Here is an 11,489-nt window from a genome sequence, read left to right on the forward strand (position 1 = left end):
GGCGGAATCGGGAGGTGTCATGACGCGCACCGCGACGACGGCCCGTGTACGGGAGCTGCTGGAGGACGAGAGTTCCCGGACGTACGCGCAGGAGGCCGGCATACGACTGAAGGACACCCCGCAGCCGTTGTACCAGCTACTGGTCCTGGCCCATCTGCTGAGCGCCAGGATCCGCGCGGAGACGGCCGTCGCGGCGGCCGAGGCGCTGTTCGAGGCCGGGATGCGCACCCCGCGGAGGATGCTCGAGGCGACCTGGCAGCAGCGGGTGGACGCCCTGGGCGAGGGCGGATACCGCCGGTACGACGAGCGGACGGCGACGCAGCTCGGCGAGGAGGCGGAGCTGGTCCTGGAGAGGTACGGCGGTGATCTGCGCCGGATGCGGGAGTCGGCGCGGGGCGACGCGGACGCGCTGCGCGAGGCGCTCCAGGAGATGCCCGGCATCGGCCCGGCGGGCGCGGACATCTTCCTCCGCGAGGCTCAGGGAATCTGGCCGGAACTGGCCCCCTACCTCGACGATCGCGTCCTGGAGGGCGCCCGCCGCACCGGTCTGCCCACCGACGCGGCCGCGCTCGCCCGGCTCGTGCCCCGTGAGGAGCTTCCGGCCGTGGCGGCGGCCCTGGTCCGCGCCTCGACAGGCAAGGTCCGCGCCTAGGGCGTGTTGCGAAAGTAGCGCCGTCCGCCCGAAGGGCGGGCCCCGCGGCGTCTGGTGCGTGCGACCGCAAGGCGGAGGGTCGTCCTCGTACCGGGTGTACTCGGACGATCCCGACAACGCAGCGAGCGTGCGTGCCAGGCGTCGCGGGGCAGGCGGGACTTTCGCAACACGCCCTAGGCGGTCCGGGCGGGACGGGGCCGCCTGGACTCCGGTTGAAATCCGTACCGGCGGACCCCTATCCTGAGTTTGTGCCGCTACTAAACAAAGTACGGACGGCCGTTCCGGGGGGACCTGGCGGAGACACCGCCCCCTCCCTGTCCCGCCTCCGCACCGCCCTCACCCTCTTCTTCGCCCTCGACGGCTTCCTCTTCGCCGGCTGGGTGGTCCGCATCCCGGCCATCAAGCAGCAGACCGGCGCCTCCGCCAGCGACCTCGGCCTCGCGCTACTCGGCGTGTCCGCGGGAGCCGTGGTCACCATGACACTGACCGGGCGGCTCTGCCGGCGCCACGGCAGTCACGCCGTCACCGTCGCCACCGCCGTCCTGCTCTCGCTCTCCATCGCCCTGCCCGCGCTCACCCGCTCCCCGCTCGCCCTGGGTCTCGTGCTGCTCGTCTTCGGCGCGGCGTACGGCGGCATCAACGTGGCCATGAACAGCGCCGCCGTCGACCTCGTCGCCGCTCTGCGCCGCCCCGTGATGCCCTCCTTCCACGCGGCGTTCAGCCTCGGCGGAATGCTCGGCGCGGGTCTCGGCGGGCTCGTGGCCGCGGGCCTGTCCCCCACGCCACATCTCCTCGGGCTCACGGTCGTCGGGCTTCTCCTGACGGCCGCGGCCGGTCCCGTGCTGCTCCGGCACCCGTCCCCCGCCCCTCCGGAGGCGGTCCCGGCCGCCGGCCGGAGCCGGAGCAGGGCCGGCTCGCGCGGGCTGGTCGTCGTCTTCGGGGTGATCGCGCTCTGCACGGCGTACGGCGAGGGCGCCCTGGCCGACTGGGGCGCGCTCCACCTGGAGCAGGACCTCGACGCGCACCCCGGCGTCGCCGCCGCCGGCTACGCGCTCTTCGCGCTGACGATGACCGTCGGACGGCTGTCGGGCACCGCGCTGCTCGAACGGCTCGGGCAGACCCGCACCCTCGTCGCGGGCGGGGCGACGGCCGCCGCCGGCATGCTTCTCGGCGCCCTCGCCCCGAGCGTCTGGGCCGCCCTGCTCGGCTTCGCGGTGACCGGGCTCGGTCTGGCCAACATCTTCCCCGTCGCGGTGGCTCGGGCGGGCGCGCTCGCCGGTCCCAGCGGAGTCGCCACGGCCTCCACGCTCGGCTACGGCGGCATGCTGCTCGGCCCGCCGTCGATCGGCTTCCTGGCCGACTGGTTCTCGCTGCCCGTCGCGCTCACCACGGTCGCCGTCCTCGCCGCGGGCGCCGCGGTGATCGGCTACGCCGCCCGGAACGTCCAGGCCTCGACCTCCGGTTGACGGGACGCCAGTCCGTGGCACGGGGCAGAATCCGCCTATGGGGATCATGACGATCGACGAGCACATCAGGGCAGTGGACGTGGCGGGCCGGATGCTGGCGGACGCCGCGGCGGAGGCGGGGACGGACGCGGCGGTGCCGACCTGTCCGGGCTGGCGGGTACGGGACCTCCTGCGGCACACGACGATGGTGCACCGCTGGGCGACGGGTTTCGTCGCCGAGGGCCACACCGCCTACCACCCCGACGGCGGCGAGCCCGATCTCGACGGCGAGGCGCTCCTCGCCCACTTCCGTGAGGGCCACGCCGGTCTCGTCGACGCGCTGCGGGCGGCGCCCGGGTCCCTGGAGTGCTGGACCTTCCTGCCCGCGCCCTCCCCGCTGGCCTTCTGGGCGCGGCGGCAGGCGCACGAGACGGCCGTGCACCGCGCGGACGCCGAGTCAGCCCTGACCCCGTCCGGGCGCCCCGGGACGGTGGACCCCGCACTGGCCGCGGACGGGATCGACGAGCTGCTGCTCTCCTTCCACTCCCGTGCGCACAGCCGGGTGCGCGCGCAGGAGCCGCGGATCCTGCGCGTCCGGGCCACGGACACCGGGGACGTGTGGACCGTACGGCTGTCACCGGAGCCGCCGCGCGCGGAGCGGGGCAAGGAGGATCCGGGGACCACCGCCGACTGCGAGCTGAGCGGCCCCGCCGAGCGGCTCTACCTGACGCTCTGGAACCGTCTCCCCGAGGGGGACGTGACCGTGGCGGGCGACCCGTCGCTCGCTCGGCTCTGGCGCGAGAAGTCGGCGATCACCTGGTCGTGACGGGCACCTGGCCACGGCGGGCACCTGGCCGCGACGGGCATCCGGCCGTGACGGGCACCCAGCCGCGACGGGCATCCGGCCGTGACGGCAGCGCTCCTCGCGTGCCGCGACGCGTCCGTCCCCGGTGCGGCGGGGCGGGTCGGGCCGGGGCGGTCAGCCCAGCCAGCCGGGGCGCACCAGACCCGACTCGTAGGCGAGGACGACCAGTTGGGCACGGTCGCGGGCACCGAGCTTCACCATGGTGCGGCTCACGTGCGCCTTCGCGGTCAGCGGGCTGACCACGAGGCGCCGGGCGATCTCCTCGTTCGACAGGCCGATGCCCACCAGAGCCATCACCTCCCGCTCCCGCTCGGTGAGTTCGTCGAGCCCGGAGACCGCCGCCGGAGGCTTCGAGCGGGCCGCGAACTCCTCGATCAGCCGCCGCGTCACTCCCGGTGAGAGCAGGGCGTCGCCGTGGACGACGGCCCGGACGGCCCGCAGCAGCTCCTCCGGTTCGGTGTCCTTGACGAGAAACCCTGAGGCACCGGAGCGGATGGCTTCGAAGACGTACTCGTCGAGCTCGAACGTGGTCAGCATGACCACCCTCACCGCTCCGAGGCCGGGATCGCCCGTGATCCTGCGGGTGGCGGCCAGACCGTCGAGCAGGGGCATCCGGATATCCATGAGGACGACGTCCGGGCGCAGTTCACGGGTCATGGCCGCCGCCGCCTCGCCGTCGGCGGCCTCGCCCGCCACCTCGATGTCCGGCTGGGCGTCGAGGAGCGCGCGGAATCCCGCCCGTACCAGCGACTGGTCGTCTGCGAGCAGCACACGGATCACGGGGTCTCCTTCAGCCGGGCGGGAAGGACGGCGCGTACCCGGAATCCGCCGTCCTGGCGGGTGCCCGCCTCGATCGTGCCACCGAGCGCCCCAGCCCGCTCCCGCATTCCGGCGAGTCCGTTGCCGCTGCCGCCGGCGTCGCCGCCGGTCGCCGGTCCGTCGTCGTCGACGCACAGCTCCACGGCGCCGAGCCGGTACCGGACGACGACGCGCGCGGCGCGCGAACCCGAGTGGCGGACCACGTTGGTCAACGCCTCCTGCACGATCCGGAAGGCGGCGAGATCCGCGCCCGGCGGGAGCGCCACGGGCTCGCCCTCGGTCGAGGTCTCCACGGTCAGACCCGCGGACGCCGCCTGGTCGACGAGCTCCGGGAGCCGGTCGAGGCCGGGCGCGGGCGTGCGCGGGGCCTCGCCCGGGGCGCGCAGGGTGTCGAGCACCTGCCGCACCTCGCCCAGCGCCTCCTTGCTGGCCGCCTTGATGGTGGTGAGCGCGGTGCGGGCCTGCTCGGGGTCGGTGTCGAGCAGCGCGAGACCGACGCCGGCCTGGACGTTGATGACGGAGATCGAGTGGGCGAGGACGTCGTGCAGTTCACGGGCGATCCGCAACCGCTCCTCGTCGGCGCGGCGCCGTTCGGCTGCGGCGCGTTCGGCGCGCTGCTGCGCCCACTGCTCACGGCGGACGCGGACCATCTCGGAGGCGGCGACGATCGCGACGACGAAGCAGGCGACCGGGATCTCCTGCCCCCACGGCGCGGCGGAGTCGCCATCAGGGGGGAGGTGGGCGTACAGCCAGTGGGCGAACAGCAGATGCCCCAGCCAGAGCAGCCCCAGCGCCCACCAGGCGGCGCGCCGGTGGCCGTGGACGATCGCCGCGTAGCAGGCGACGGCGATGAGGAGGAATACCGGACCGTACGGGTATCCGGCGGCGAAGTAGCCGAGGGTGATCGCCGCCGTGCCGAAGACCACGGGCACGGGGTGGCGGTGGCGCAGGAGGAGCAGCGCGGAGCCGAGGAGGAGCAGCGACCGGCCGAGGGCGTCCAGCGCCTCCCGGTCGGACTGGTTGCGCGCCGCGAAGCCGGAGCCGACCATCACGAAGACGGCGATGAGGAGCGTGGACCGCCAGGGCAGACCGGTGCCCGTATCGCGGTCGGCCCAGCGCAGCGCCCAGGGCGGCCCGCCGGACCCGCCCCGCTCCCGGGGCGGACCGCCGGACCCGTCTCTGCGCTGTTCGTCCATGCCCGCCACGCTAGACGGGCCGGGCCCGCGGGGTCGTCAGCCGGGCGTGGCGATCCCACCTACTCCCGTGGGAGTACGTCTGCTTCCCGGACCGCCCTGCGCACGGGCGCCCTCAGGTCCGAAGCGTGTCTGGGCTTCCAGGACGGCTTCGGCGTAGCGTCCCGCCCACGCACCCATCGCGCGGATCGGTGCCAGCAGCGCGGTGCCCGCCTCGGTGAGGGAGTAGTCGACGCGCGGTGGGGCTTCGGCGTACGCCTGGCGTACGACCAGGCCGTTGTACTCGAGTCGGCGCAGGGCTTCGTTGAGAACCTTGGCACTGATACCGCCGATGCGGGTGCGCAGCGCGCGCGGCCTCATGGGTCCGCTCTCGCCGAGGATGTACACGATCACGCTGTCCCAGCGGTTCGACAGTACCTCGAAGGCCACCCTCGCCTGGCAGTCCGCGGCGTATTCGCCACCGCCCAGGTCCCTTTGCTCTTCCACTGCGTCGGCCATGCGCCCATCCTGCCCGGCCGATGCACACCATGTGGTGTGCATCGGCGCGCCTAGCGTCCCTTCCGTCGCACCTCACACATTCCGCGACACGGACGACAGGAGCAGGCACATGCGCATCGGGATTCTGGGAACAGGGGCGATGGCCACGGCCCTGGGCGCGGCCTGGGTACGGGCGGGCCACGACGTACGCGTGGGCGGTCGGGACACCGAGGCGGCCTCCCGCACCGCCCGGCGGACCGGTGCCTCCGGGCATGGCGGCCTCGCCGAGGCGGCGGCCCATGGGGAGGTGGTTCTGGCCGCCGTACCCGCGGCTGCCGCACCGCGGTTGGCCGGTGACCTGGCCCACCTGCTCGTGGGGCGGACGTTGATCGACTGCACCGTTCCGATGGCTCCGGGCCCGGACGGCCCGGCCCTGACCACGGGCGGCGCCACCTCCGTCGCCCGGCTCGTCGCGGAAGCCGCCCCCGGCGCCCATGTGGTGAAGGCGTTCGGTGTGTGCCACGAGAGCATCTGGACCCTGGACCGGCCGGCCTTCGAAGGGACCCCGCTGGCGGTGCCGTTCTGCACCGACCGGCCGGGCGCCGCCGCGCGGGTGTCGGAGCTCATCGCGTCCATGGGCTGCACGCCGCTGCCCTGCGGCGGGCTCGGTCGTGCCGCCCTGCTGGAGGCCACGGCCGTCTTCGCTGTCGGAGTCTGGTGGTCGGGCGCCGACGCCCGCTTCGTATTCCCGGCCCCGGCTCTGGCCCCGGGGGCGGTCGACGACTAGGCCGTGCCTGCCAGGCGTCGCGAGGCCGGCATGATCCGAAGAACAGGCCCTGGGTCTACGGGCGGGGCAGGAGGCCGATGTCGCGGCCCAGGCGGGTGGCGGCCGCGGTGAAGAAGGGCTCTCGGTCCTCCACGACCCGGTTGAACTGGCCGAACACCTCGAACGAGACCAGCCCGAAGAGCTGCGACCAGACGGCGACCATCGCGACGGCGAGGGCGGGGGGCAGATCGGGGGCGAAGTCGGCGGCCATCCGTTCCGCCTCGGGCCGCAGCCCCTCGGGGACCGGCGGCGGGGCGATGCCGTCGGCGGTGTAGGCGTCGCGGGCGATGCCGATCAGGACGAGAGCGACGCGTGAGGCGGGGCCGATGGTGTCCTGCGGGGCGGAGTAGCCGGGGACCGGGGAGCCGTAGATCAGGGCGTACTCGTGGGGGTGGGCGAGGGCCCAGGTGCGGACGGCCAGGCAGACGGCCGTCCAGCGGGCGAGGTGGTCCGCCTTTCCGGGGCCCGCAGCGTCGAGCGCCTGCTCGGCGGCCGTGCCGACCGCGTCGTACGCGTCGACGATGAGGGCGGTGAGGAGGTCGTCGCGGCTGGGGAAGTACCGGTAGAGAGCGGACGACACCATGCCGACCTCACGGGCGACTGCACGCAGGGAGAGCTTGGCGGCGCCTTCGGCGGCGAGCTGCCTGCGGGCCTCGTCCTTGATGGCGGCGGTGATCTCGATCCGGGCGCGGGCGCGGGCTCCTTGGACGCTGGTCATGGAGCTCAGTGTGCCACCCCTCGGAGCACTGCACCGAAACGAGAGCGGCGCAACGAAAAGAGAGCACTGCTCTTGCTTTGGAGCGTCGATCCATGCAGACTGATCTCAAGCGAGAGCAGTGCTCACAGTTTCACTTGGAGGATGCGATGTCCGCTCAGCCGCACGCCCACGTCATCAAGCCCGGCTGGTTCACCGTGAACGTGATGAACCGGAGCGTCGCCTGGCTGACCCGCCGGGGCATCAGCATCTGGGGCTCCCGCGTCCTCGCCGTCCGGGGCCGCAAGAGCGGCGAGTGGCGCACCACCCCCGTCAACCTGCTGACCCTGGACGGCGCCGAGTACCTCGTGGCGCCGCGCGGCCACGTCCAGTGGACCCGCAACATGCGCGCGGCAGGCGGCGGAGAGCTCCGCCTCGGCAAGCACGTGCAGCCCTTCACCGCCGTCGAGCTGTCCGACGACGAGAAGCCCGCGCTGCTCCGCGCCTACCTGAAGCGATGGAAGGCGGAGGTCGGCATCTTCTTCGGTGGAGTCGGTCCCGACTCCACCGACGCCGAACTGCGCGCCATCGCCCCCAAGCACCCGGTCTTCCGGATCACTCCGACCGCGTGACCCCGGAGTCCGTCGCATCCGTCGCGTCCGCCGGGTCAACCGCGTCCGTCGCGTCCGCCGTATCCGTCGGGTCACCCGCGACCGCCGCGTCCTCCCACCTCGTCGGGTCCGCCGCCTCCGACCCGGCCGTGGAGCCCTCGGTCTCGGTCACCTCCGTGGTGTCCGCCGTGCCGTCCGCGATCGCGCCCTCCGGGCCGTCCGGCAGCTCGTCCGGCGCCACCGGCGGTCCGGACCGCGCGACTCCCCGCAGCGTCGTCCCGTCCATCGGCCCCAACCGGCGGTCCAGGACGTCCAGCGCCCGTCGCGCGATCCCGTTCGAGCGGACCAGGCCGGCCAGTGTGGTCGCGCCCCGGGTGATGTCCGTGAAGGCGTTCCAGGCCGGGCGGAGTCCCGTGATCGTCGCGTGCAGCAGCCCCGGCCGGCGCTCGAACAGCGCGAGCATCCGCCGCCCGACCGCCATCTCGACGCCCAGTCCCGCCTTGATGGCGAAGGCGTAGTTCAGCGCCTGACGACGCGCGTCCACGGCGTCGTGCGACTCGGCGATCCGTACCGCCCACTCCCCCGCGAGCCTGCCCGAGCGCAGCGCGAAGGAGATGCCCTCGCGCGTCCACGGCTCCAGCAGGCCGGCCGCGTCACCGCAGACGAGCACCCGGCCGCGCGAGAGCGGCGAGTCGTCGCTCCGGCAGCGCGTCAGGTGCCCGGAGGAGATCTCCGGCTCGAAGCCCGCGAGCCCGAGCCGGGCGATGAAGTCCTCCAGATACCGCTTGGTGGCCGCGCCCTCACCGCGCGCCGAGATGACGCCGACGGTGAGGGTCTCGCCCTTGGGGAAGACCCAGCCGTAGCTGCCGGGCATCGGACCCCAGTCGATCAGGACCCGCCCCTTCCAGTCCTCGGCCACCGACGCCGGAACCGGGATCTCCGCCTCCAGGCCGAGGTCCACCTGGTCGAGCTTCACCCCGACGTGGGCTCCTATCCGGCCCGCGCTGCCGTCCGCACCGACGACCGCCCTGGCCAGCACCGTCTCGCCGTCCGCGAGCACGACGGCGACCGTACGCCGGTCGGGCACGGCCGGGCCGTGCTGCTCGACCCGGGAGACGGTGACGCCCGTACGGAGCTCCGCGCCCGCCTTCTGCGCCTGCTCGACGAGACCGGCGTCGAACTCGGGCCGGTTGATCAGCCCGAAGAGCATCCGGCGCGAACGGCGCGTCCGCGCGAACCGGCCGTTCAGGGAGAAGGTGACGGCGTGCACCCGGTCCTGCAGGGGCAGTTCGAAGCCGGGCGGCAGCGCGTCCCGCGACGGGCCGATGATGCCGCCGCCGCAGGTCTTGTACCGCGGCAGTTCGGCCTTCTCCAGGAGCAGCACCCTGCGGCCGGCGACCGCGGCCGCGTACGCCGCCGACGCGCCCGCCGGGCCGGCGCCGACGACCACCACGTCCCACACGGTCGCGGTCTGCTCCGACTCTTCCGCACGTACCTCTTCGGCGTCTGCGTTCTCGCTGCTCACGATGGGCTTCTGCTCCTGATCCGGACGTTGATCCAACTCTTCGGGCATCCTACGGCGCCGCCCTCGGGGGCCCGCGCCGTAGGATCGGCGATACGTTCGCCGTACAACCGACATACGGCAACATCCTGACAACGTCGCACCCACCAGGAGCGTGCCCATGACCGCGAATCCGATCGCCGAGACCGTCGCAGAGCTGATGCCCCGTGCCAAGGCGGAGCTCACGGAGCTCGTGGCCTTCGAGTCGGTGGCGGACGAGGCCGTGGCTCCGCGGAGCGAGTGCGAGGGCGCCGCGAACTGGGTGGCGGACGCGCTGCGCGGCGAGGGCTTCCAGGACGTCGCGCTGCTCGACACCCCCGACGGTTCGCAGTCGGTGTACGGCATACTCCCCGGCCCGGCCGGCGCGCCGACCGTCCTCCTCTACGCGCACTACGACGTGCAGCCGAAGCTGGACGAGTCGGCGTGGGTCACCCCGCCGTTCGTCCTGACCGAGCGGGACGGCCGCTGGTACGGGCGGGGCGCGGCCGACTGCAAGGGCGGGTTCATCATGCACCTGCTCGCGCTGCGCGCGCTGCAGGCGAACGGCGGTGTGCCCGTCACGGTCAAGATGATCGTGGAGGGTTCGGAGGAGCAGGGCACGGGCGGTCTGGAGCGGTACGCGGAGGCGCATCCCGAACTCCTCACCTCCGACGCCGTCGTGATCGGCGACACCGGCAACTTCCGGCTCGGTCTGCCGACGGTCACCGCCACCCTGCGCGGCATGACGATGATCCGCGTCCAGATCGACACGCTCGAAGGAAACCTGCACTCCGGCATGTTCGGCGGCGCCGCGCCGGACGCGCTGGCGGCGCTGATCCGCGTTCTGGACACCCTCCGCGCGGAGGACGGCTCGACGGTCATCGACGGTCTGCCCGCGGACGCGGTGTGGGAGGGCCTGCAGTACCCGGAGGACGACTTCCGCGCGGACGCGAGGGTGCTGGCGGGCGTCGGCCTGCCGGGCAACGGCACGGTGGCCGACCGTATCTGGGCCCGTCCGGCCGTCACCGTCATCGGCATCGACTGCCACCCGGTGGCGGGCGCGACGCCGTCGATCCCGTCGACGGCGCGGGCTCAGATCAGCCTGCGCGTGCCGCCGGGCCAGGACGCGGCCGAGGCGACGAAGCTGCTGTACGCGCACATCGAGAAGCGTGTGCCGTGGAACGCCCGGGTCTCGTTCGAGCAGGTCGGCCAGGGCCAGGCGTTCCGGGCCGACGTGACCAGCCCGGCGTACGTCTCGATGGCCGAGGCGATGGCGGTGGCGTACCCCGGGCAGGAGATGCAGGCCTCCGGCATGGGCGGCTCGATCCCGCTCTGCAACACGCTGGCCTCGCTCTACCCCGAGGCGGAGATCCTGCTCATCGGTCTGAGCGAGCCGGAGGCGCAGATCCACGCGGTGAACGAGTCGGTGTCGCCGGAGGAGCTGGAGCGCCTCGCCGTGGCGGAGGCGCACTTCCTGGTGAACTACGCCCGCTCGAAGCAGGGTTAAGCGCTCGGCGAAGCTCGCCGAGAGCGTAGAACCGTACGGCGGACCCGCGTGGATACGTAGGTTCGCCGTATGGACCTCATCGCGATCACGCCTCGGCTGCACATGCTGCACTTCTCCATCGGCCAGGCCTATCTGTGGCGGGACGACGAGGAGTTGACCCTGATCGACGCCGGGTGGGCGGACTCGGCGGACGAGATCGAGACGGCGGTACGGGGAGTGGGCCTGGACCCGGCCCGGATCCGCCGGATCGTGCTCACCCACGGCCACCGCGACCACGTGGGCTCCGCTCAGGAGCTGGCCGACCGGTCCGGCGCGCGGATCCTGGCCCACCGCCTCGACGCGCCGCTGGTCCGGGGCGAGGCCCCGGTCCCCGAGCCCGACGTGCTCGACTGGGAGATCCCGCTGCACGCGAACGGTCTGACCGTGCCCGAGGCGCCGCCCACGCGGGTCGACCACGAGGTGGAGGACGGCGAGGAGCTGGGATTCGGCGACGGGGCGGTCGCCGTGCACATCCCGGGTCACACGCCCGGTTCGATCGCGGTCCATCTGCCGGAGCACGGCGTCCTGTTCACGGGCGACACGGTGGCCTCGGTACAGGGTGTGACCTTCGGTGTCCTGCACGTGGACCGGGAGCGGGCCATGGAGTCGATGCGCCGGCTCGCCGGACTGAAGCCGTCGATCCTGTGCTGCGGCCACGGCGATCCGGTGACGAGCGACACGGCCCGCCAGTTGACCGAAGCCGCCCGCCAGTTGACGGAGGCGGCCGGCTAGGGCGTGTTGCGAAAGTAGCGCCGTCCGCCCGAAGGGCGGGCCCCGCGGCGTCTGGTGCGTGCGATCGCAAGGCGGAGGGTCGTCCTCGT

At 73.3% G+C, this 11,489-nt stretch carries 12 protein-coding genes; 7 read left to right on the forward strand and 5 right to left on the reverse strand.

Annotation, left to right across the window (positions count from 1 at the left end; all coding sequences use genetic code 11):
* Positions 1 to 19: 19 nt before the first annotated feature.
* From ACZ3IJ_RS34515 to ACZ3IJ_RS34525, 3 genes are all read left to right on the forward strand, one after another.
* Complete coding sequence (locus ACZ3IJ_RS34515; RefSeq protein WP_467474898.1) at positions 20 to 652, forward strand: HhH-GDP family DNA glycosylase; 633 nt, start codon at positions 20 to 22, stop codon at positions 650 to 652.
* Between the two features lie 248 nt (positions 653 to 900).
* Positions 901 to 2,118: an MFS transporter gene (locus ACZ3IJ_RS34520; protein WP_467474900.1), complete on the forward strand. Its 1,218-nt coding sequence runs from the start codon at positions 901 to 903 to the stop codon at positions 2,116 to 2,118.
* Between the two features lie 46 nt (positions 2,119 to 2,164).
* Positions 2,165 to 2,923, forward strand: a complete 759-nt coding sequence (locus tag ACZ3IJ_RS34525) for a maleylpyruvate isomerase family mycothiol-dependent enzyme (RefSeq protein ID WP_467474920.1) — start codon at positions 2,165 to 2,167, stop codon at positions 2,921 to 2,923.
* 153 nt (positions 2,924 to 3,076) lie between these two features.
* On the opposite strand, the gene ACZ3IJ_RS34530 is transcribed toward ACZ3IJ_RS34525, so the two are convergent.
* The 3 genes from ACZ3IJ_RS34530 to ACZ3IJ_RS34540 are packed head-to-tail and all read right to left on the reverse strand — an operon-like array spanning position 3,077 to position 5,472.
* Complete coding sequence (locus tag ACZ3IJ_RS34530; RefSeq protein WP_467474902.1) at positions 3,077 to 3,742, reverse strand: response regulator; 666 nt, start codon at positions 3,740 to 3,742, stop codon at positions 3,077 to 3,079.
* Complete coding sequence (locus ACZ3IJ_RS34535; protein WP_467474904.1) at positions 3,739 to 4,977, reverse strand: sensor histidine kinase; 1,239 nt, start codon at positions 4,975 to 4,977, stop codon at positions 3,739 to 3,741. The genes ACZ3IJ_RS34530 and ACZ3IJ_RS34535 overlap by 4 nt, the downstream gene beginning before the upstream one ends.
* Before the next feature lie 36 nt (positions 4,978 to 5,013).
* Positions 5,014 to 5,472 carry a winged helix-turn-helix transcriptional regulator gene (locus ACZ3IJ_RS34540; RefSeq protein ID WP_467474906.1) on the reverse strand — a complete coding sequence of 153 codons (459 nt, stop codon included), beginning with the start codon at positions 5,470 to 5,472 and terminating at the stop codon, positions 5,014 to 5,016.
* On the opposite strand from ACZ3IJ_RS34540, the gene ACZ3IJ_RS34545 reads away from it, so the two are divergent.
* Complete coding sequence (locus tag ACZ3IJ_RS34545) at positions 5,471 to 6,238, forward strand: NADPH-dependent F420 reductase (RefSeq protein WP_467474908.1); 768 nt, start codon at positions 5,471 to 5,473, stop codon at positions 6,236 to 6,238. The genes ACZ3IJ_RS34540 and ACZ3IJ_RS34545 overlap by 2 nt on opposite strands.
* Positions 6,239 to 6,293: 55 nt before the next feature.
* Here the strand turns inward: ACZ3IJ_RS34545 and ACZ3IJ_RS34550 are convergent, their stop codons facing one another.
* A complete protein-coding gene (locus ACZ3IJ_RS34550; RefSeq protein ID WP_467474910.1) occupies positions 6,294 to 6,995 on the reverse strand; it encodes a TetR/AcrR family transcriptional regulator in 702 nt (233 codons plus the stop codon).
* 146 nt (positions 6,996 to 7,141) lie between these two features.
* Here ACZ3IJ_RS34550 and ACZ3IJ_RS34555 point away from each other — a divergent pair, with 146 nt between their 5' ends.
* Positions 7,142 to 7,603, forward strand: a complete 462-nt coding sequence (locus ACZ3IJ_RS34555; RefSeq protein ID WP_467474912.1) for a nitroreductase family deazaflavin-dependent oxidoreductase — start codon at positions 7,142 to 7,144, stop codon at positions 7,601 to 7,603.
* On the opposite strand, the gene ACZ3IJ_RS34560 is transcribed toward ACZ3IJ_RS34555, so the two are convergent.
* Positions 7,587 to 9,107, reverse strand: a complete 1,521-nt coding sequence (locus ACZ3IJ_RS34560; RefSeq protein ID WP_467474914.1) for a geranylgeranyl reductase family protein — start codon at positions 9,105 to 9,107, stop codon at positions 7,587 to 7,589. The genes ACZ3IJ_RS34555 and ACZ3IJ_RS34560 overlap by 17 nt on opposite strands.
* A gap of 157 nt (positions 9,108 to 9,264) precedes the next feature.
* On the opposite strand from ACZ3IJ_RS34560, the gene ACZ3IJ_RS34565 reads away from it, so the two are divergent.
* Both ACZ3IJ_RS34565 and ACZ3IJ_RS34570 read left to right on the forward strand, forming a co-directional pair.
* Positions 9,265 to 10,629: a M20/M25/M40 family metallo-hydrolase gene (locus ACZ3IJ_RS34565; RefSeq protein WP_467474916.1), complete on the forward strand. Its 1,365-nt coding sequence runs from the start codon at positions 9,265 to 9,267 to the stop codon at positions 10,627 to 10,629.
* Between the two features lie 69 nt (positions 10,630 to 10,698).
* Entirely contained in the window at positions 10,699 to 11,400 is a 702-nt protein-coding gene (locus tag ACZ3IJ_RS34570; protein ID WP_467474918.1) for an MBL fold metallo-hydrolase, read from the forward strand.
* Positions 11,401 to 11,489 lie beyond the last annotated feature (89 nt).

This window comes from Streptomyces sp. NPDC013317, from assembly GCF_055563155.1.